The 22,837-nt window shown below is 35.8% G+C and carries 13 protein-coding genes; 6 read left to right on the forward strand and 7 right to left on the reverse strand.

Annotation, left to right across the window (positions count from 1 at the left end):
• Positions 1-51: 51 nt before the first annotated feature.
• The gene (locus MHH66_RS26680) at positions 52-1,803 is read left to right on the forward strand and encodes a M4 family metallopeptidase (RefSeq protein WP_078185027.1); all 1,752 of its coding nucleotides are present in this window, start codon (positions 52-54) and stop codon (positions 1,801-1,803) included.
• 38 nt (positions 1,804-1,841) lie between these two features.
• Here MHH66_RS26680 and MHH66_RS26685 read toward each other — a convergent pair whose 3' ends face one another.
• The 4 genes from MHH66_RS26685 to MHH66_RS26700 are packed head-to-tail and all read right to left on the reverse strand — an operon-like array spanning position 1,842 to position 5,205.
• Entirely contained in the window at positions 1,842-2,444 is a 603-nt protein-coding gene (locus MHH66_RS26685; protein WP_044438293.1) for a response regulator transcription factor, read from the reverse strand.
• Entirely contained in the window at positions 2,441-3,571 is a 1,131-nt protein-coding gene (locus MHH66_RS26690; RefSeq protein ID WP_078185026.1) for a sensor histidine kinase, read from the reverse strand. Before MHH66_RS26690 ends, MHH66_RS26685 begins: the two co-directional genes overlap by 4 nt.
• Positions 3,572-4,306 carry an ABC transporter permease gene (locus MHH66_RS26695; RefSeq protein WP_078185025.1) on the reverse strand — a complete coding sequence of 245 codons (735 nt, stop codon included), beginning with the start codon at positions 4,304-4,306 and terminating at the stop codon, positions 3,572-3,574.
• Entirely contained in the window at positions 4,303-5,205 is a 903-nt protein-coding gene (locus MHH66_RS26700; RefSeq protein WP_061673819.1) for an ABC transporter ATP-binding protein, read from the reverse strand. Before MHH66_RS26700 ends, MHH66_RS26695 begins: the two co-directional genes overlap by 4 nt.
• A gap of 157 nt (positions 5,206-5,362) precedes the next feature.
• Here MHH66_RS26700 and map point away from each other — a divergent pair, with 157 nt between their 5' ends.
• From map to MHH66_RS26720, 4 genes are all read left to right on the forward strand, one after another.
• The gene (gene map, locus MHH66_RS26705; RefSeq protein WP_061673820.1) at positions 5,363-6,157 is read left to right on the forward strand and encodes a type I methionyl aminopeptidase; all 795 of its coding nucleotides are present in this window, start codon (positions 5,363-5,365) and stop codon (positions 6,155-6,157) included.
• Positions 6,158-6,879: 722 nt separating this feature from the next.
• The gene (locus tag MHH66_RS26710) at positions 6,880-15,993 is read left to right on the forward strand and encodes a SpaA isopeptide-forming pilin-related protein (protein ID WP_078185024.1); all 9,114 of its coding nucleotides are present in this window, start codon (positions 6,880-6,882) and stop codon (positions 15,991-15,993) included.
• A 649-nt stretch (positions 15,994-16,642) separates the two neighbouring features.
• Positions 16,643-18,043: a M28 family metallopeptidase gene (locus MHH66_RS26715; RefSeq protein ID WP_078185036.1), complete on the forward strand. Its 1,401-nt coding sequence runs from the start codon at positions 16,643-16,645 to the stop codon at positions 18,041-18,043.
• Positions 18,044-18,188: 145 nt separating this feature from the next.
• Positions 18,189-18,563, forward strand: coding sequence for a hypothetical protein (locus MHH66_RS26720; protein ID WP_002016341.1), 375 nt, complete (start codon positions 18,189-18,191; stop codon positions 18,561-18,563).
• A 386-nt stretch (positions 18,564-18,949) separates the two neighbouring features.
• On the opposite strand, the gene argS is transcribed toward MHH66_RS26720, so the two are convergent.
• Together argS and MHH66_RS26730 are read right to left on the reverse strand one after the other, a co-directional pair.
• Positions 18,950-20,620 carry an arginine--tRNA ligase gene (gene argS, locus MHH66_RS26725; RefSeq protein WP_002143903.1) on the reverse strand — a complete coding sequence of 557 codons (1,671 nt, stop codon included), beginning with the start codon at positions 20,618-20,620 and terminating at the stop codon, positions 18,950-18,952.
• Positions 20,620-21,057 carry a DUF1934 domain-containing protein gene (locus MHH66_RS26730; RefSeq protein WP_002089794.1) on the reverse strand — a complete coding sequence of 146 codons (438 nt, stop codon included), beginning with the start codon at positions 21,055-21,057 and terminating at the stop codon, positions 20,620-20,622. Before MHH66_RS26730 ends, argS begins: the two co-directional genes overlap by 1 nt.
• A 202-nt stretch (positions 21,058-21,259) precedes the next feature.
• Here MHH66_RS26730 and MHH66_RS26735 point away from each other — a divergent pair, with 202 nt between their 5' ends.
• Positions 21,260-22,246, forward strand: coding sequence for a S66 family peptidase (locus MHH66_RS26735; protein WP_078185023.1), 987 nt, complete (start codon positions 21,260-21,262; stop codon positions 22,244-22,246).
• A gap of 25 nt (positions 22,247-22,271) precedes the next feature.
• Here the strand turns inward: MHH66_RS26735 and MHH66_RS26740 are convergent, their stop codons facing one another.
• A complete protein-coding gene (locus MHH66_RS26740) occupies positions 22,272-22,634 on the reverse strand; it encodes a YxeA family protein (RefSeq protein WP_002130097.1) in 363 nt (120 codons plus the stop codon).
• Positions 22,635-22,837 lie beyond the last annotated feature (203 nt).

Consider the following 22,837-nt stretch of genomic DNA (forward strand, 5'->3'; position numbering starts at 1 on the left):
TTCTCATACAATTCATCTCACATACACAATACAAGATTAGGAGTGTTATAGATGAATTATAGAAAACTTGCTAGTGCTTTCGTTACATTCGGTCTTCTTTGTCCTTTATCAATAGAAGCTATTCACGCTCAAGAATTAGATAAAAATGAAGTAAAAGTTGAAATTGCTCAGCCTGGTTTAACAATCGGAAAATTAACACAACCTCAAAACGATACAAAAGAGAATATTGCTAAAAAATATTTAAAAGGTGAGGTAAATGGGGCTAAAGTTCAACAAGAGCAAGTTACTACTGAAAAGAATGTCGATTTTCAACCTACAAATAAAGAAACAAAAGAAAATCAAACCGAATTACGCCTTGCACAAACATACAAAAACTATAAAGTATATGGTCAAGATCTCATTGTAAAAGTAGATAAAAATGGAGTAATTACAACTGTTAGTGGTAAAGTTGCCCAAAATTTAGACCAACAACTTAATCTTACTATAACAAATTTTTTGTCGAAAAATGAAGTAAAATCTAAATTACGCAATATACTTCAAATTCCAAGTGATGCGACAGAAACAGAATTTTCTAGCGAAACGGTAGTTTATAAGAAAAAAGATGGGCACTATACATACGCAACGGTCCTTACATTTACTTATGAAAACAATGAGCAAATTATAAACGGAAATGCAATCATGGACTTACAAACTGGTGAAGTACTTTTCCAAGAAAAGTTCATTAAAAATAAAGAGAATAAAACTATTAATCAAGTAACAGCACCTAAACTATCACCAGCGAAAGAACAAGGAACTGGGAAAAATGCGCTACAAGAAAATGTATTATTTAATATCGCAAAAGGTACTGACGGAAAATTTTATTTAGCTGATTTATCCCGTGGAAATGGTATTTATATTTATAACGCAGACTATGCCGACTCTCTTGGTGGCGATAGCCAAGCCGGTTATCCAGGGACACTTATTTCAAGCAACACTTCGAGCTTTGCAGATAAAGAAGCGGCTGGTGTTATGAAAAATATGAGTGATATTTACGACTATTTTAAGAAAGAACATAATCTAAAAAGTTATGATAATAAAGATTCGAAAGTTGTTGCTAGCGTCCACGGATTCGATTCTACTGAAGTTAGTGATGGTGTAAAAGAAAACTATGTAAATGCATTTTGGCATCCAGGTTGGAATCAAATGGTCTTTGGTGACGGGCTAAATGGAAAATTAACCTCTGCTCTTGACGTAACAGCCCATGAATTTGGACATGCTGTATTTAGTGGTACGACAAAGAATAAAATTGTGAGATATCCAAGCGCTGAAACATCTGCGTTAAACGAAGGACTAGCAGATTTCTGGGGCACGCAAATCGAATATTATGTAAAGAAAGATAAGGGAAACTGGATTATGGGCGATACACTAGGTGGCCTAACAATCCGTGACATCCCGGGAGAAATTGGTGACGGCGGCAACAAACTATATACAAACTTACAAGATTTCTATAATGACGGAAATGATCAAGAGTCGCACGTAAATTCTGGTATCATTAGTCACGTATTATATCAATTAGCTGAGGGTAAGACATATAACAATGTTGCTGTTCAAAAACAAGGCAATGAAAAGGTAAGTAAAGTTGTTATGCTGGCATTGCAAAACTACGCAACTTCAGCTGAAGATTTTGAATCACTTCAGTCCCACATCGTACAGGCTGCAAAAGATTTATACGGAAATGCCGTATCAAATGAATTTGCAAAAGCATTTGAAGCACATGGTTATAAACCATTACAAAAAGTAAATAGAGTAATAGAAGTACAATAATAAAAAAGAAGTTTACCGATTATAGGTAAACTTCTTTTTCATATCCATCCCTTTTCTTCCGCAATTGTAATTGCCTCAATTCTATTTTTCGCATCGAGCTTCGTTAATACTTCAGAAATATAATTACGCACTGTACCAGGTGAAAGATAAAGTGCCTTCGCAATTTCATTTGCTGTCTTTCCTTCTTTCGCAAGTAACAGCACTTCTTTTTCACGATCCGATAACGGATTCTGCTCTTGCCATAAGCCAAACATTAACTCTTGAGAAATCTCTCGTTTCCCTTTCATTACGTTACGAATCGCCGAAGCTAAATCCTCACTTGGGCTATCTTTTAATAAATATCCGTGAACACCAGCTTTCATTGCCCTTTCAAAATAGCCCGGTCGTGCAAATGTTGTTAAAATCATTACTTTACAAGATGATTTTTCTTTCTTTAACGTTTCAGCAACATCTAAACCACTTTGAATCGGCATTTCAATATCCATAATACTTATATCTGGCTCTAACGATTCAATTAACTTTAAGGCCTCTTCCCCATTCGCAGCCTGCCCAACTACTTCAATATCATCCTCTAGATCAAGCAGGGCTCCTAATGCACCACGAAGCATTCGTTGATCTTCTGCAATAATAATTCGAATCATGCCCTCACCTCATCTTTCCCCGTTCTAATTACAATTGGAACTTTCACCGTTAACAGCGTCCCTGGATTAACGGTATCTAGCTCCACTAGACCATCAATTAAGGCAATTCGTTCCTTCATACCACGAATACCGTTTCCATCATGATTTTGCTCCTCTAAACCGATTCCGTTATCTTCTACTTTCAAAATCAACTCACCTTGCAATTCTACTACACAGACTGTGCACCGCGTCGCCTTACTATGTTTTACAACATTCGTCACAGCCTCACGTAAACACATTCCTAAAATATTTTGTTCAATTGGTGATAACGAACTCGCACTCGCTTCCTGCTTTATTTCCAATTCAATGTTAGCTGCTTGTAAGATTGCTTTTATTTGCTCAAGCTCTTCTTCTACTGTAATCATGCGCATATCAGAAATTAATTCCCTCAGCTGCTTTAAAGCGGTACGAGATGTTTGTGTAATTTCCTTGGCTTCTATACTTGCACGCTCTGGATTTTTTACGATTAACTTCTCCACGAGCTGACTTTTTAAAGTGATAAGAGATAACGTATGCCCTAATGTGTCATGAAGATCTCTTGCAATTCGCTGCCGTTCTTCACGTTTTACTAAATCTTTAATTTGCTCGTTTGCTTCATTTAATTGATTCTTTAACATCTTTTTTTGATTAAAATTACGCATTCCAAATGGTGTAAGTAGCATTAAAATAAACATTGGAACTATATTCACTAAACTTGTAGTTGTTAGTTGATTAAAGTTTACAAATATAAAAGCTCCCAGCATTACAATTAACAGGCCCCACAACAATCGAAATACTTTTTTACTTGGCGCAAATCCCATCGCACTTGCCGTAAAAAATCCAAAGAAAATCATGAAAGGATTATAAAATACAGCAAATAAAAAGGTTAGTAACATTTGAATACACGCCCACAAAATGAACGTCTTCTGCACAAAATACAGTTGACGGTATGTGACGATGAAAACCATCAACATACCGATCCCTATTGCAAGCTTCCCCCCTGATACTTGTGTTAAATTATAAATTGGAAATAACAGATACACTAACCACATATATGGAAAGAAACCCATCTGTTTCGGAAAAATCTCAATCCTCTTCTTCTCTATCATTTATACCGCTTCCTGTCTTTTTCTTATATATATTGATACTACAACAAATATAAGGAAATAACCTCCTAGTACCGCGATATTTTCCCATCCAATTGATTTTCCAGCTACAATATCCCATGCCCCGCTTCCGAAGTGATATGTTGGTGTCCATTCTCCAATCGTTCTTAATACTTTTGGGAATACTTCAATTGGCATCCATAATCCGCCAACTACAGCTAAGCTCATATTTAAAATATTAGCCAGGCCAGCAGCTGCATCCGCCTTTTTGATTGAACCTATTACTGTTCCGAGTGCTAAAAATGGTGTCACGCCTAATAATAACCATAATCCGGCACCAATCCATTGACCTACTGTTAACTCGACATTATTAATTAATATTCCTGCCATAAAAATAACTAAGATTGAAAAAGCATTCACTACTGTTTGAGCAATAATCTTTGCTGCTAAATATGCTCCCTCTGGAAGCGGTGTAATTTTTAACAAATGTGTCCATCCTTGCCCTTTTTCCTGAGAAAGTCTCACACCGAAACTAAAAAGGGCAGTCCCTACAATACTGAAAGTCGCCATTGAAATTAAATAATGTGCTTTCCATGCATCTCCGTTTTGCGGGACTTGAACAACATTTGTAAAGATGTAATAAAACATAACTGGCATTAATAATGAGAAAAAGATGAATAATTTATTGCGGAACGTACGTAAAACCTCTATTTTACATTGCATCCATAATGCTCTCATGCGATTCCCTCCTTCTGATTTGCAACAAACTGTTCAAATGCTTCATCGAGGCTTCCACGTTCAACTGAAACGTCTGTTACAGGTAGATTCCTCTGATAAATTGCTTGTAAAGTGGCATCTGTATCTTCCGTCGTTAAAGTGAAGCGCCCTTCATTTGACTGTACTTCTGTTACATGCGGTAATTCCTTTAGTAAACTCTTAGGAATTTTCTCTTTCGAATAAAACGAGATTGTTTTTCGAGAAATCGTCGCTTTCATCTCATCTGGTGTGCCATCTGCGATAATCTTTCCGTTCGCAAATAATAAAATTCGATCTGCTAGCGCATCCGCTTCTTCTAAATAATGTGTTGTTAAAATAATCGTTTTCCCTTCACTTGCTAATTTTCTAATCGTTTCCCAAAACGTTTTTCGAGATGTTATGTCCATCCCTACAGTTGGTTCATCTAAAAATAACAACTCTGGATTTCCTGCAAGTGCCAGTGCAAAATTTAACCTTCTTTTTTGACCGCCCGATAATTTCTCACATCTTTGCTTTCGCTCTGATTCTAAATTTGATAGCTGAAGTAATGTTTCTTTCGCTACTGGATTCGTATAATAACTACGGAATAACTCAATTGCCTCTTCTACCGTGATACTATCAATCACACTTACTTCTTGTAGCATCGCACCAAGGCTATTACGAACATCTCTATGCTTCGGACTCTTTCCAAATATAGAGACATTCCCCTCTGTCGGATCTTTTAATCCGAGCATCATTGAAATTGTCGTTGTTTTCCCCGCACCATTTGGACCGAGTAATGCTACTATTTGCCCTTTATTTACATGAAATGAAACGTTATTTACTGCTTTTTTATGTTTAAATGTTTTAGAAACACCATTTACTTCAATAATCTTTTCCATCTCTCCACCCCCGCCGTTTCTTATATTTACATTGTATGTTCTGGAAAAGTTAGGAAACAGTATGATGCGTCATGACATCAATATGACAATTGTCATGTATTCTTTATGAGAGGAATCAACCCGCATACCGCACGCGAGTAGCAGTACAAAAACAAACATGATACAATCGGATAAGACATATATTCGAGGAAGGACAGTGGTTTTCATGATTATTCGTAATGAACAAGATTTAGAGGGTTTACGAAAAATCGGCCGCATCGTTGCACTTGCACGCGAAGAAATGAAAAAGCAAGCGAAGCCAGGTATGACAACGAAAGAGCTTGATTTAATTGGTAAAAAAGTATTAGATGAGCACGGTGCTATTTCAGCGCCTGAAAAAGAATATAAATTCCCAGGTGTAACTTGCATTAGTGTAAACGAAGAAGTTGCTCACGGCATTCCAAGCGATCGCGTATTAAAAGAAGGCGATTTAGTAAACGTAGACGTATCGGCCGCACTTGACGGATATTATGCAGATACAGGTATCTCATTTGTTCTTGGCGACGATGAAGAAAAAGAAAAACTTTGCCAAGCAGCAGTAGACTCATTTTGGGAAGCAATGAAAAAAGTAAAAGCTGGCTCAAAACAAAATCAAATTGGTCGTGCTGTTTCTAACTTTGCACATAAAAATGGATATAATGTAATCCAAAACTTAACTGGTCACGGTATTGGTCTTAGCTTACACGAAGCTCCGAACCACATTTTAAGCTACTATGATCCAATGGATAATGCGCTTCTAAAAGACGGCCTTGTTATCGCTGTAGAACCATTTATTTCTATGAAAGCTGATCATATTATTGAGCGCGGTGATGATGGTTGGACATTCGTTACACCAGACAAAAGCCTTGTTGCACAATGTGAACATACAGTTGTCGTAACACGCGGTGAACCGATTATTTTAACAGAAATATAAAAAAGAACCGCTTCTTAGTAGGAAGCGGTTCTTTTTTATGCTCTTTTGAAAAGAAGTAATACGGTTGAACTCTTTTTCATTTACGTATATAATTTTTAACGAAGGTTATTGATGATTATCTCTCATAAAAGATGATCAAGGGAGTACCTTCTTTTTTTTATTTAATAGCACCGATTAAAGGAATGCGTTCTATTTATCATAAAACGCCTTCTTCGCTTTAATCTACGAATTGTATACTCTTTTAGACAGTACATATTTTCTTCATCCTGACCAAATTCAAGCTACATTTTATTACTACCTCAATACGAAAGAATTTTTTACAATGGATACATTATTTTGGTTAGCATATATCGTAAAACTTACCTTTATAACGATTCTTTGCACATTGCAGAGCATGAATCAAAAAATAGTGTACGCATCTCACTGCATATTTTTTGCATACACCTATTTTATGAAGATCCACTCAAACAGTCATACCCTATAAAGGTCTGATATCATTCCTTATCAGTATTTCACTCGACATTTTTTGTCGAAATTTGTATATTCATTCCCTATATTATTAGAATATACATTTTATTTTACGTTACAAAGCATCGAATATGGACACTTTCCTAAAGAGTATACGTAGTAAAGGAGGCATCACGTAAAGCACATTGATCCATGACAAACAATCTCTTCACAAAGCATTTTTATGCAATAAAAGGATTCATAAAGGAGGCACAATGAAAAAATTTTTCAATATATGTTTAATTGTATTCGTACTATTTTCGCAGCTTGCTAGTTTTCCATACAATCAAGTAAAAGCGGAAACATTAACAGGGAATTCATTATTTGACACTGTTGAAATGAAAGATGCAACGAATCATATTATTGACGAAGCATTAAATCCTAAAAACTTAATACAATTAGGATCAACCATTCACCTAGAATATGCTTGGTCAATAAAAGATCATCAAACAGACTCAGCGGTGCTCCAAATACCTAACACATTAAAAGTTAAAAGTAATCAACAAGGAAATTTAATGGCAGATCAGCAAATTATTGGTCAATATTTTGTTACAGCAAACGATAACAAAATGAAACTAGTATTTAACGATCAAGTAAAAGATTCCAAAGGTGCTAATGGAAAAATCAATTTTGATACAGTATTCAATCCTGATTTAAAACCTGGTGCAAAATCTGTTCAACTCTCGTTCCCTCTAGGTACAACAGCTAAGTCTATTTCAGTTCCTGTTCAAGTAGATAATCCAGCTTCACCTACTACGAATAAGGATACTGCCCAACAGCCTATGGAAGAGCAAAAGAATGGCGACGCAGATCAACCTGTGGAAGAACAAAAGAATCGCGATGCAGAGCAACCGGCGGAAGAGCAAAAGAATGGCGACGCAGAGCAACCGGCGGAAGAGCAAAAGAATGGCGACGCAGAGCAACCGGCGGAAGAGCAAAAGAACGGTGACGCTCAACGATCTGTAGAAGAGCAAAAGAACAGCGATGCTCAACGATCTGTAGAAGAGCAAAAGAACGGCGATGCTCAGCAACCTGTGGAAGAGCAACCTACGGAGAATCCTGGTGATAACACAACAGAGCAACCTGTTGAGAATTCAGATCCATCACCTAAGCAAATTACAGAAAATATTTTAACAGGTGTCACATTAACAGATAAAGACGGTAAGCCATTTAATAATACGGATAATCGTCCAAATCCAGATTCTATTACCAAAATCAATTTTACATGGGAAGTTTTAAAATCGCTGAACGTCAAAGAAGGTGATTACTTTACTTTCCAACTCCCAGAATACTTTATTGTCCACAATACCATTACACAAGATTTAATAGATGGAAAAGAACATACGATTGGATCATTCGTTGTTACGCCTGATGGAAAAGTAACGATGACTTTTAATGAATATGTTGAAGATCATCCTGATATAGCTGGGCATTTAAACATTCGTACGGAGTTTAATGAAGTAAAAATTACAGGGACTACAGAAAAACAAATCCCATTCCCTATTAAAGAAAAAGAAGTTGTTATTGAACTTGATTTCAAACCTAAAGTAAAAAAATCTATAGATAAAAAAGGTGTACCTGATAGACCAATTAATACGAATCAAATTAATTGGAAAGTAGAAATGAACAAGACGAAAGATAAGCTTACAAATGCCGTCTTTCAAGATGACATTCCAAATGGGGCAAGCCTCAATGAAGGTTCTATTAAGGTTTATTATTTAGAAGTAGATATTAACGGGAAAACAACTCGTGGTGCAGAAGTTCCTAAGGAAGAATATGAACTTACTTCATCCTCTGATAAATTAAATATCGCCTTTAAAAAGGAAACGAATAAAGCATATGAAATTGAATATGCGACAAAGATTACAGATGAAAGTGTTACTAGTTTCATAAACAGCGCAAAAGTATCTAGTGATAATCAAGATAGTGTATCAACAAATGCAACTGTAACTGTTTCACGTGGTACGCATCTAGAGAAAGATAGTAAGTACAACCCAAAAACACAAACAATCGAATGGACAATCACTTATAACGGTGACCAGAGAGATATTAAAAAAGCTGATGCTCTTTTAAAAGATGTTTTGGATAAATCTCATAAAGTTGATAAAAATTCTATCGTAGTAAAAAATGCTTCTTATGATGATACAGGGAAACTTGTCACAGGTGACAATGCCACAAACTTTACTGTAAAAGAAACCGATGAGGGATTTGATTTACAGTTTACTGAAGATATTAATAGTGCCTATGTGATTACTTATACATCGAAAGCTACGAATGATGTCATAAAAGATGGCGAAATCGAAAATAAGATTATTGCAGATGGTAAATGGAATAAAACAAACAAAGTTACGTTAAAACAACAAAACATCATAAAGAAACATAATAAAAATGCAGGCGATACAGATTACAATGCGAAAACAACAAAATGGACAATTGTTGTAAATGATAACAAATATGCGTTAAACGATGCTGTTATCAAGGATACATTTGACTTTGGTGGTCTAACGTTACAGGAAAATAGTTTCAAGATCACTGACGGATCAAATGAACTTAAATTAGGGCTTGATTACACACTTCATGTAACTGATAAGGGATTCGAAGTGAAGCTAGCTGGTATTTACAAGTCTAATATGGATAAAACTTTAACTATCACATACACAACAGACTTTAATTACGAGAATCTATCCAAAGAGAAGGATAATAAATCATTCAAAAATACAGCAAATTTATCATGGATAGATATAAATGGGGACGATAAAAATAGTTCATCCGATGATACATTCAATCCTGACGGCTACACAAAAGGAAACGGATTTAAATACGGTTCTTACAATGCCCAAACGAAAGAAATTAAATGGGACATTGGATTTAACTATAATAATAGAACGATTAAGGATCCTTCTATTGTTGACGTATTAAGAGATAACCAAAAATTAATACCGGAATCTATTGAAGTTCGACATATGAAATTAACTGGTGGTGCACATGGATTTGAATTAGGTGATCCTGTTCCATCTAGCGAATATACGATAGAAACTCCAACAAAAGATAACAACAATACATTAACGGTTCATTTTAAAAACGAAATTAATTCTGCGTATTATATTAGTTTTAAAACTTCACTCGCAGGCGAACAAATTAATAAACGCTACGATAATTATGCCGATTTAAAAGATGGATCGAAAACTGTTACTACTATCCATGGCGCATTCGAGATTACCAATGGTGGTAGCGGTGTTACGAAAACAGCGAAACAAAATGACAAGCATATTGATTGGAGCATTTCTATTAACGCAAGTCAGTCAACTATTGAAAATGCTGTCGTAACAGATGACCCAACTGATAATCAAATTCTCGATGAAAAGTCTTTCCATCTATATCCGACAACGGTAGCCGTAGATGGAACTTTAACAAAAGATACAGCAAATGAATTAAAAGAAGGAACAGACTATAAACTCAAAGTAACAACAGACAACGATACGGGGAAACAACAGTTTAAAGTTGAATTCCTTCATACCATTGATCGAGCTTATATTTTAGAATACCGTACACTCATTAATGCAGACCATAATGAAAAGGTAAGTAATAAAGCGACGATTACTGGTCATCGTTTAACATTAACGAAAACTGAAGATGTTAAAGTAGTTGAAGTTAAAGTATCTTCTGGATCTGGAGGTGGTTCTGCTAGTAAAGGACGCGGAAGCCTTCACATAAAAAAATACGATGAAGCAGACAAAGAAAAGAAATTATCTGGTGCAGTATTTACTTTATTCGATCGCACAGGTACAAATATTATTCGAACAATTACAACAGACGACAAGGGTATCGCTCAGTTCAACAACTTAAAACGCGATGAATATCTACTTAGAGAAACAGAAGCACCTGATGGCTATGTCATTAGTAAGGAACTAAGGGATGGTATAATCGTTAAACTTGATACAGAAGTAAACGAAACGAAAACACATCCCCTTCCAAACAAGAAATTTGTTGGAAAAGTAATTCTTACGAAAATTGATCGTTATAGTAAAGAAAAACTTGAACACGCTGTTTTCTCTTTACTGGATCAAAACAAACAAGTCATTCCTGAACATAAAAAATTAACAACAAATGATAAAGGACAAATTACTGTAGATAATTTAAAACCAGGAACTTACTACTTAAAAGAAACAAAGGCTCCTGAGCATTATGAATTAGATGATCAACTTATTGAAGTTAAAATCGAAAAAGATCAAACAACAGTAATTGACAAAGAAGCCAAAAATAATTTAATTAAAGGGTCGGCTATACTAACAAAGGTTGATAAAAATGGTGAAACTTTAGCGGGGGCTGTATTTAGTGTACGAGACCGAAAAAACAAAAAAATCCCCGGCTATGAAAAATTAACGACAAATGATCAAGGACAAATCGAAGCAAAAGATTTACGTCCTGGAGATTATCAATTTGTTGAAGAAAAAGCACCTAAACATTATAACCTAGATAAAAAACCGATTAAATTTACAATTGAAAAGAGCCAACAGAAAGCATTTACTGTTACAGCAACGAATCATCTCATTAAAGGTGGCGTCACTTTAACAAAAGCTGATGATATCGATGGTACAACTCTTGCAGGTGCTGTATTTAAAATTGTTGACGCAAATGATGAAAAGAAAATCGTTCGCGAAAACGTAAAAACTGGCGCAGATGGAACCGTTACTGTTACAGACTTAGAGCCTGGCACATATAAATTTATTGAAACGAAAGCTCCACAGGATTATACGTTAAACACAGATCCTATTACGTTTACAATTGACAAAAGCCAACAATCTTTAGCTACTGTTACGGCAACAAACAGTTTAAAAACAGGAGAAGTAGAATTATTAAAAGTTGATGAGTTTGGTGAGAAAAAGCCGCTAGAAGGTGCAGTATTCAAACTTGTCGATGCAAATAATAATGAAGTTCCCCCTCACACTAACTTAACTACCGATAAAAAAGGGGAATTTAAAGTTAGTAATTTACGTCCTGGTACGTATAAATTTATTGAAACAGCTGCTCCTGAACATTACGTTTTACGAGCAGAACCTATTGAATTTACAATCGATAGAAGTCAGAAAGAAACTCTACTTATAAAAGCTGAAAATGCTTTAAAACCAGGAGATGTTGAATTAACGAAAGTTGATGATATCAACGGTACAGTTCTTGAAGGTGCTGTATTTAAAATTGTTGATGCTAATGATGAAAAGAAAGTCATTCGCGAAAATGTAAAAACTGGTGCGGATGGTAAAGCTATCGCTACTGGCTTACGCCCTGGCGATTATAAATTTATCGAAGTAACAGCACCGAAGTATTACGATAAAAATACAAATCCGATTAAATTTACGATTACAGAAAGCCAAGCAACATCGGCTACTGTTACTGCTAAAAACAGCTTAACAAAAGGCGGTATTGAATTAACAAAAGTAAATGCTGCAGATGAAAAGGAAACACTTGAAGGTGCAGTATTTAAAATTGTGAATATGGATACTAATGAAGATGTTCGTGCGGATCTTGTTACGAATAGTAAAGGAATGCTAGTTGTAGATGACTTACGTCCTGGTAACTATAAACTTATCGAAACAAAGGCTCCAACTTATTACGATGTAAATGTAGAACCAATTGAATTTACAATCGAAAAAGGACAACAAAAACTTCTTCCACTTACATTTAAAAATAGTTTAACGAAAGGAAAAGTTAAACTAATTAAAGAAGATGATGTGGACAGCAAAATAGCTCTTGCCGGTGCGGTATTCAAATTACAAGACGCAAACGGTACAGAAATTGCAAAAGATTTAAAAACAGATGATTATGGAGTACTAGTTATTCCTGATTTAGCACCAGGGGATTATCAATTTATTGAAACAGAAGCCCCTGCACATTATAAATTAGATCAAACACCTATTAAGTTCACGATTAAAAAAGGTAGCAAGAAAGATCTTCCTATCCCTGTCACTGTAAAAAATAGTTTACTTACAGGTGGCGTCACTTTAACAAAAGTAGATGACGTTGATGGCACTACACTTGAAGGTGCGGAATTTATAATCGTTGACGCTCATGACACTAAAAAGGTAATTCGCAAAGGCTTAACGACTGATGAGAACGGTATAGTTACCGCTTCTGATTTACGTCCAGGAGATTATCAATTTATTGAAGTAAAAGCCCCAAAAGACTATGACTTAAGCAAAGACCCTATTCCGTTCACTATCGGAAAAAGTCAAAAAGAAAATATTACCGTTACTGCTAAAAACAGCTTAACGAAAGGTGCTGTCACTTTAACAAAAATCGATGACATCGATCGTACGATGCTGAAAGATGCAGTATTTAAAATTGTTGATATGGACGGTAAAGATGTTCGCACAAACCTTGTTACAGACGACAAAGGCGAAATTCCGGTTTCTGACTTACGCCCTGGAGACTATCAATTTATTGAAACTCAGGCTCCTGAACATTATGTGTTAGACGAAACAGCGATTCCATTTACAATTAAAAAGAGTCAAACAGAAACTATTACTGTTACAGGTAAAAACACGTTAAAAAAAGGTAGCGTGGAATTAACAAAGATTGACGATATTGATACTGATACAAAGCTCGCTAATGCTGTATTTAATTTATTAGATGCAGACGGAGAACTAGTTGAAGAAGGCTTAAAAACAAATGATGAAGGAAAAATTGTTGTTGAAAATCTACGTCCTGGTACGTATCAATTCGTGGAAACAATAGCTCCTGAACATTACGATTTAAATAAAAAACCGATCGAATTTACAATTAAGAAAAGCCAAACTGAAATTCTTCATGTTACAGCTAAAAATGCTCTAACAAAAGGTGCAGTGGAACTTTCTAAAGTGGATAACATCGATGACACTACCCTTGAAGGTGCAGTATTTAACATTGTTGATATGAAGGGTACTGTAATTCATAAAGACCTTGTTACAAATGGGAAAGGGAAGATCGAAATTAACGACCTACGTCCTGGTGATTACCAATTCATCGAAACAGAGGCTCCTAAGCATTACGTTTTAGATGAAACACCAATCAATTTCACTATTGAAAAAGGACAGAAGAAAACTATTTCTTTAACTGCTAAAAATAGTTTAAAACAAGGTAGTATCGAATTAATTAAAGTTGATGATTTAAACGATCAAACAAAACTTGCCGATGCTGTGTTTAATTTGCTAGATCAAAACGGGAAAGTACTTAAAACGGATTTAAAAACGAACAGTGAAGGAAAAATCATTGTTGAAAACTTACGTCCTGGTACGTATCAATTTGTCGAAACAACGGCTCCGAAACATTATGATTTAGACAAAAAGCCAATTGTAGTTACAGTTGAGAAAAGCCAGAAAGATATCGCTACTGTTACTATGAAAAATAGTTTAACAAAAGGCGGCGTGGACCTTACTAAAGTGGACGACGTCGATGGTACTACTCTTGAAGGCGCAGTATTTAACATTGTTGATATGAAGGGTACTGTAATTCGCGAGAAGCTTACTACAAATTCACAAGGTAAAATTAGCGTTTCTGACTTACGTCCTGGTGATTATCAATTCATCGAGACGAATGCCCCGAAACACTACGATTTAAATAAAGAACCGATTCCTTTCACAATTGAAAAAGGACAAGCTGAACCGATTTCTGTTACTGCTAAAAATAGTTTAACAAAAGGCGCGGTAGAGCTTTCTAAAGTGGATGATATCGACGGTACAGCTCTTGAAGGCGCAGTATTTAAAATTGTTGATGACAAAAACAATGATGTTCGTACTGACTTAACTACTGTTAAAGATGGAAAAATCTCTGTTCCTGATTTACGTCCAGGGGACTATCAGTTTATTGAAACGAAAGCTCCTGAACATTATAAATTAGATAGTACACCTATTAAATTTACAGTTAAGAAAAGCCAAAAAGAAAAGCTACAAGTCACTGCTACTAACAGCTTAATTGAAGGTGCAGTAGAGTTAATTAAAGTTGATGATATAAATCCAGACACAAAACTTTCTAATGCGGTATTTAACATCATTGATGCGAAAGGTAAAGTTGTTCGCACGGATTTAACTACTGATAAAGACGGGAAAGTTTCTGCTTTTAATTTACGTCCAGGAGATTATCAATTCGTAGAAACGAAAGCTCCAAAAGATTATGATTTAAATAAAAAGCCGATTCCTTTCACTATCGAGAAAAGCCAGCCAACTCATATTTCTGTTACTGCTAAAAATAGCTTAACTAAGGGTGGCGTGGAATTAACGAAAGTTGACTCTTTAGATGCGAAAGAACTACTTGAAGGTGCAGTATTTAAAATTACTGATATGAACGGTAACGATATTCGTACAAATTTAGTTACCGATAAAGATGGAAAAATCATCGCTAAAGACTTACAACCTGGAGACTATCAATTTATTGAAACGAAAGCTCCTACTCATTATGACTTAAATGAAGATCCGATTAAGTTCACAATTGAAAGAAGTCAAACAAAACATGTCTTCGTTACAGCTACAAATAGCTTAACGAAGGGCGCTGTTGAATTAACTAAAGTCGATGACGTTGACAACTCTACTCTTGAAGGTGCTATCTTTAAAATCGTTGATCAAAGCGGCAATGATGTTCGTACTGATTTAACTACTGATAAAGATGGGAAAATTAGCGTTTCTGATTTACGTCCAGGAGACTATCAATTCGTTGAAACGAAAGCTCCTACTGGCTATGATTTAAGTGCTAAGCCAATTCCTTTCACAATTACGAAGGGACAATCTGGGGTTACCTCTGTTAAAGCTTTAAATAGCTTAACAACAGGTTCAATTGCGTTAACTAAAGTTGATATTGATCACCGTGGAACACTTGAAGGTGCCATTTTCAATATCTTAGACCACGATGGAAAAATAATCCGAGAAGGCCTAAAAACAGACCAACACGGTAAATTAATCGTAAATGATTTGAAACCTGGTAATTATCAATTAGTGGAAACAAAGGCTCCTGAAGGCTATCAATTAGATGCTTCACCGATAAGCTTTACAATTGAAAAAGCTCAAGCTACACCACTACAAATTACAGTTTCAAATAAGAAGATCGAATCTTCACCAGGTGGAGATGATAAACCAATTACTCCTCCAAATAAAGAGGAGAAACCAGGAAAAGAAACTTCCGAGGAACTAGAAAAAGGAAATCCTGAAACACAGACAAACAAACAGCAAGATGATCGAAATATAGATAAAAAACTTCCAAATACAGGTCATAAAAAAGATCATACACAAGCAGCAGGTATCGTTCTTCTACTAGCTGGATTGTTAAGTATTTTAGCCACAAAACGTAAAAAACATTATAAATAATATGTTTTACAGCCAATCAATTTATTAGTTGATTGGCTGTTTTTTTGTGCAAAAAAGACGCTACACAAAGTATCGTCTTTTTAACGGGGTGAGGCTGTCCAAAAGTACGGAAAACTCTTGAACAGCCTCGTATTTTCATATGGATGCCTTACATATATCACTGATGACAATTATGAAATGCGGAAACATAGTTACCATCACATGATTGAAACAAAACAAAAGAAAAGAAACCCTATAACGGGTCCCTTTTCCCTACATAATCTAAAGTTTGGGTACACTAGATTCATGCAATGTAGGAGCCTTCAGAACAGAAAGCGAACCTTCATTTAAAATGATAGCATACATACATCCGCTGAAAATATGCAAATGTGCATATAGCGTTTTTTATTTCTCAACATATATTTATTGAAAATTCAGATATACAAAGGTAAGATAAAGTGAAACTTTAATCAGTGAGGGTTTTGTCCATCCCTCATTGATTATTAGTTGAACCAATCAGGCTTTTACGGGCAGCCCGACTCCCATTTAACTTCTTTGCTTTACAGCTGAATTTTGAGATGGGGGTTTTACTGCCCAAAAATAGCGGGATATAGTCGTTATCCGTCTTCTTTTGTCAGTCAGAGAGAATAGAAGAATGGGAGAGGAAAAAATGAGAAAATCACTGAAACAAAAAATAGTAAGCTCCTTGCTTGCTGTATCACTCGCCGTTAGCTTAGCTCCAATCGGGCAAGCAAAAGCTGATTCCACGTCAGAAATTACACAGACTCCACCTATTACAAAACAAGTTGATGCAAACCGCGCCATCGAGCATATCCGTTTCTTATCCGAAACAATCGGTCCCCGTCCAGGTGGTACAAAATCAGAAGAATGGGCTTCTCGCTATGTTGGTATGAAGCTTAAATCAATGGGATATGAAGTAGAGTATCAGCCCTTTCAAGTGCCGGATCAATACGTTGGATTTATCGAATCGCCATTAGGGACAAAGCGTAATTGGCAAGCTGGTGCTGCTCCAAATGCACTAATTTCTACAGAAGCTGTTACAGCTCCGCTTATCTTTGTTCAAGGTGGTACAAAATTAGACGATATTCCAAATGAGGTAAACGGAAAAATTGTTTTATTCGAAAGAGGTGCAACAGTAGCAGATTATAATAAACAGGTTGAAAATGCTGTTAGTAAAGGGGCAAAAGGTGTTCTTTTATACAGCTTAATTGGCGGACGCGGAAACTATGGACAAACTTTCAATCCTCGCTTAACTAAAAAACAGGCTATCCCTGTCTTCGGTCTTGCTTATGCTCAAGGAAATGCATTTAAAGAAGAAATCGCTAAAAAAGAGACAACAATTCTTTCCCTAAAAGCGAGACATGAATCTAATTTAACATCCTTAAATGTCATCGCTAAAAAGAAACCAAAAAATAGCACAGGTAATGAAAAAGCTGTTGTTGTAAGTTCACACTATGATAGTGTCGTTGGAGCACCTGGGGCAAATGACAATGCTTCTGGTACAGGATTAGTATTAGAATTAGCTCGTGCTTTTCAAAATGTAGAAACTGATAAAGAAATTCGTTTTATTGCTTTTGGTTCTGAGGAAACTGGCTTACTTGGCTCTGATTATTATGTTAATAGTCTGTCCCAAAAGGAACGTGATCGAATTTTAGGTGTCTTTAACGCAGACATGGTTGCAACAAATTATGATAAAGCAAAAAATTTATATGCAATGACTCCTGATGGCTCAACAAACCTTGTAACAGATGCTGCCTTACAAGCAGGTAAACAATTAAATAATAATCTCGTTCTCCAAGGAAAATTTGGCTCTAGTGATCACGTACCATTTGCTGAAGTGGGTATTCCTTCTGCACTATTTATTTGGATGGGCGTCGATAGTTGGAATCCATTAATCTATCATATCGAAAAGGTATATCACACGCCTCAAGATAATGTATTAGAAAACATTTCGCCTGAACGTATGAAAATGGCATTGGAAGTTATCGGAACTGGTGTTTATAACACACTCCAAAAACCTGTTAATCAAATAGAACAAAAAGCGGCTTAATAATACGTAAAACCATCGATCTCTTCGGTGGTTTTTTATTGAGAAAAAATATATATGCATAAAAGCATATTTTTTCCTATTCATTATCGTATACAATATTAACTGTAACGAAAATGATTACAACTGATAAGGAGGCTTTTCTACTATGAAAAAAATTATTCTAGCAGGCGCGTTGACTTTAGCAGGTGTTACAGGAGCTACCGCTTTTATTCCTGAAACAAAGGCTGCTGCAGCTACTCAAGAACAAAACTTCACAAAATTTTATTCTATTCAAACTGGCAGTAGCTCTGAAAAAGAACCAATTTACCTTAAAAAAGGACAAGAGCTAACAATTCATCCTAATAGTAAAACCCCTAGTTACAGCATTTACGATACAAATAATAATCTCATCGGACGTTATTCTGATGGTTATGGGAGAATTTTTACCGCAAAAACAGATGGGAATATGTATGTTCAATTTCATGCACCTTTCGTTTACTACAGTCCTGTTAGCTTTTCTGTTACTTATACAATTCAATAGAAGAAGGGCCTCTTACAAGGCCCTTCTTTATGAAACAAATCCAATACTCGATCTCTCCATCTTTTCTTCCATCGTACCCCCCTGTCACTTATATAAGACGATGCAAGCTCTCCTTTTGTTGGATAATTTTTTTTATTATTCCATATAAAAAAGCAATCACAACATCATGTGATTGCTTTTTATTTAAAACGAACACTCGGCTCCGCTTTTCTTTATGTCTAGCTCTGCCTTCGGGACTAAACAGTCGGCTCCGCTTTTCTTTATTATCCAGCTCCAGCGGCTAGAATACTCGGTGGCTTCGCGCCTTCCTCCGAGGCAAAGTGCGCCTCTCTGTCAGGAGCTCCATCCACCTCTTATTCTAAACGAGCCGCTTCCGCTTTTCTTTATTACATTTTTTCTGGTGCAGATACTCCTACGATTGCTAATGCATTTTGAAGTGTCGTGCGTACTGCTTTCATTAATTCGTAACGAGCTTTACTTAATTCTAAGTTATCTTGGTTTAATACTTTTTCTGCATTGTAGAAGCTGTGTAATGCTGCAGCTAATTCAAATGCATAGCTTGTAATGCGGTGTGGCAGACGTTTTTGCGCTGCATCCGCAACTACAGCTGGGAATTCACCAAGTTTTTTCAGTAACTCTACTTCTTTCTCAGAAGTAACAAGTTTGTAATTCACGTCTCCGCCTGTAGCTAATCCTAACTCTTCACCTTGACGAAGGATACTGCATACACGAGCATGTGCATATTGTGCATAGTATACTGGGTTTTCATTAGATTTTGATACAGCTAAGTCCATATCAAAGTCTAAATGAGAATCACCGCTACGCATTGCAAAGAAGTATCGCATTGCGTCCACGCCTACTTCTTCCATAAGCTCACGAAGTGTAACTGCTTTACCTGTACGCTTACTCATTTTCATTTTTTCACCATTTTGGTACAGTTGTACCATTTGGATGATTTCTACTTCAAGTGTTTCTTTATCGTAACCTAGTGCTTGAATAGCAGCTTTCATACGAGGAATGTAACCGTGGTGGTCAGCACCCCAAATGTTGATTAGCTTATCGAAACCACGCTCTAATTTATCACGGTGATAAGCGATATCTGGCGTTAAGTATGTGTAAGAACCGTCATTTTTAATTAATACACGGTTTTTGTCGTCACCGTAAGTCATTGAACGGAACCAAGTTGCTCCGCCTTCTTCAAAGATTTCGTCACGCTCTTTTAATACAGCAAGAGCCTGATCAATTTTTCCGTTTTTGTATAATGATGTTTCTGAGAACCACACATCGAAGTTAACACGGAAGCTTGCTAAATCTTTTTGAAGTTTTGCTAACTCATATTTTAAACCGTATGAACGATAGAATTCATAGCTTTCTTCTGCATCAGCTTTTGCATAACGATCGCCAAACTCTTCAGCTAAGCGTTTACCGATTCCAATGATGTCCGCACCATGGTAACCGTCTTCTGGCATTTCTTTCTCTAAACCTAAAGCTTGCATGTAACGAGCTTCAACAGAAAGAGCTAAGTTATGAATTTGGTTACCAGCATCATTAATGTAGTACTCACGAGATACATCATATCCTGCTTTTGCTAATACGTTACATAAAGTGTCACCTACTGCCGCACCACGTGCATGTCCTAAGTGAAGATCACCTGTTGGATTCGCAGATACGAACTCAATTTGTACTTTTTCACCTTTACCAGTATTCGTTTCACCGTATGCTTCACCAGCGTTGACGATTGTTGGGATTAAGTCTGTTAAGTAGCTATTATCCATGTAGAAGTTAATGAAACCAGGACCAGCGATTTCAATTTTTTCAATAGAAGCTTTTGCTTTATCGAAGTTTGCAACTAAGTCTTCTGCAATCATACGAGGTGCTTTTTTCGCAACGCGTGCAAGTTGCATTGCCATATTTGTAGAGAAGTCACCATTTGTTTTATCTTTTGGAGATTCTAATACAACGTTTGGAATTTGTTCTTCTGTCGCTAGTTCTGCCTTTAATACAGCAGCTTGAATTTCTTCTTTAATCAATCCTTTTACTTGTTCTAAAGAATTCATTATTTTGCCTCCTTCAAATTAAGTGTAATTGTATATCTGCCAGCTTCTTGTTCACTTAGAAGCAATGCGTACGTTAAGAAGAGTTGTCCTTTTTTCTTTTCATCCGACCATTTAAAAAGAACGTTATCAGTTTTCGTTTGCAATGCAAACGTACCAAGTTCACTCGTATACGTACCAGTTGTCCATTCACCTTTCACATGCGTCTGACGCATAGAAATAGCACCTGAACGCATAATGAGAACTTGTTCATCTTGAATTTTAATAATTGTTTTCACTTCGCCTTGTTCGTTCGGCTCTTGGAATGTTATATATGTACCTTGACCTTTTACATAGTATTGACCATTTGCTTCAAAAGCAACGGTTTCCTTCCTCGCCCCTTCACGGATTTCTGTTACGAAATGAACGTGTACCGGCAAGCCTGCAAGTTGTTTCTTCACGTCTTGCACACCCTTCAAATGTTATAGATATTAAATACTACTTATAATAAATCACTTTTCCTATCATATCAAAAAAAGACTCTGTCTGTCTGCTGAAAAATCAGGAAAACTCCTTTTCAAAAAATAATTCACCTTCACTTTATTTCATATGTTAAAATATTTTTTAAATCTAAATATTCTTTCATTTTGAGGGGTGAATTTGGTGCTACCAACAAAATTAAAAAAAGGTGATGAAATAAGGGTTATTTCACCATCTTGTAGTTTAAGTATTGTCTCAAATGAAAACAGAGACCTTGCTATAAAAAGATTAACCGACATAGGCTTTCAAGTTATATTCTCAAAATATGCTGATGAGATAGATCGATTCGCTTCCTCTTCTATTTCTTCACGAGTTCAAGACCTCCACGAAGCATTTAGAGATCCTAATGTAAAAGCCATTTTGACGACACTTGGCGGATACAACTCTAATGGTTTATTGAAACATCTCGATTATGATTTAATTCGAGAAAATCCGAAAATTTTCTGCGGTTATTCTGATATTACCGCTTTAATTAACGCGATTTATGCTAAAACAGGCTTAGTTACATATTCAGGTCCTCACTTCTCTTCATTTGGAATGGAGAAAGGGCTCGATTATACGACCGATTACTTTTTAAAGTGCTTAACTTCTCATGAACCTATTGAAATACTACCAGCTGAAACTTGGAGCGATGACTCTTGGTATATGGATCAAGAAAATCGAGAATTTATTAAAAATGAAGGATATGTTTCAATTCAAGAAGGGGAAGCGATAGGAGATATTATTGGTGGCAATATGAGCACATTTAATTTACTGCAAGGTACACCATATATGCCAAGCTTACAGGGCAAAATTTTATTTATTGAAGAGGATAGTTTAACAGGAAAATCTACCCTAAAAACTTTTGATCGATATTTACATTCTCTTATGCATCAACCTGACTTTGAACATGTAAAAGGCATTGTTATAGGACGAATGCAAAAAGGAGCAGAATGTACGATAGAAGACATTCAAGAAATGATTGCTTCAAAGCCTGAACTTACACATATACCTATCATTGCAAATACAAGTTTCGGACATACAACTCCTATTTTTACTTTCCCAATTGGCGGAAGGGTAAAAATCATTTCTAATAAAGAAAGTTCAGCTATCACCATTTTAACGCACTAAAAAAGGAGCGAACGATTCGCTCCTTTTATGGTTTTTCTATTTTTTGCAACGCTTTTTGCGGGATTGATTCTTTCGAGATTTCAGCCCATCCTTTTCCCTGCATACCTTTTGCATAAATTTTTATAAAAGCACCCGTATGCAATTCACGGTTCACCATTCTTTTAATAACTTGTAACTTTCCATCTTCTGTATACCCTTTAAATGTATACAAATATTCATCGTCTTTTTTCTCACTTTTATCTATAACAGCATAATAATCTTGTATTTCTTTATTTGAAAAGAAGTTGTCTACAAAAGCATGCACACCTTCTGTTTTCGTGTTTAAATAATATGCTGTTCCACCTAAAATAATGGCGAACACAGCTAAAACTTTAATTACCAATTTCATAAATGCGCCTCCTGTTTGCACTGCTTTCTCACTAGCCGTATGTCTATACCTGTATTATACGAAAAAAGGCATACTATACTCTATCGAAATGCCTTACACTTTCCTTACATTATTGTAAGAGTTTTTCACCTTACAGCAATTTCCCAATAAAAAATTTTTCCGTTTAACAAACTTTTATATTATTATTGAATGATACAAATTTT

This window comes from Bacillus sp. FSL H8-0492, assembly GCF_038006145.1.
Taxonomy (GTDB): Bacteria; Bacillota; Bacilli; order Bacillales; family Bacillaceae_G; genus Bacillus_A; species Bacillus_A mycoides.

Coding starts and splice junctions, on each gene's coding strand:
- MHH66_RS26680 (WP_078185027.1), top strand. CDS start 52: ATGAATTATAGAAAACTTGCTAGTGCTTTCGTTACATTCGGTCTTCTT.
- MHH66_RS26685 (WP_044438293.1), bottom strand. CDS start 2,444: ATGATTCGAATTATTATTGCAGAAGATCAACGAATGCTTCGTGGTGCA.
- MHH66_RS26690 (WP_078185026.1), bottom strand. CDS start 3,571: ATGATAGAGAAGAAGAGGATTGAGATTTTTCCGAAACAGATGGGTTTC.
- MHH66_RS26695 (WP_078185025.1), bottom strand. CDS start 4,306: ATGAGAGCATTATGGATGCAATGTAAAATAGAGGTTTTACGTACGTTC.
- MHH66_RS26700 (WP_061673819.1), bottom strand. CDS start 5,205: ATGGAAAAGATTATTGAAGTAAATGGTGTTTCTAAAACATTTAAACAT.
- map (WP_061673820.1), top strand. CDS start 5,363: ATGATACAATCGGATAAGACATATATTCGAGGAAGGACAGTGGTTTTC.
- MHH66_RS26710 (WP_078185024.1), top strand. CDS start 6,880: ATGAAAAAATTTTTCAATATATGTTTAATTGTATTCGTACTATTTTCG.
- MHH66_RS26715 (WP_078185036.1), top strand. CDS start 16,643: ATGAGAAAATCACTGAAACAAAAAATAGTAAGCTCCTTGCTTGCTGTA.
- MHH66_RS26720 (WP_002016341.1), top strand. CDS start 18,189: ATGAAAAAAATTATTCTAGCAGGCGCGTTGACTTTAGCAGGTGTTACA.
- argS (WP_002143903.1), bottom strand. CDS start 20,620: ATGAATTCTTTAGAACAAGTAAAAGGATTGATTAAAGAAGAAATTCAA.
- MHH66_RS26740 (WP_002130097.1), bottom strand. CDS start 22,634: ATGAAATTGGTAATTAAAGTTTTAGCTGTGTTCGCCATTATTTTAGGT.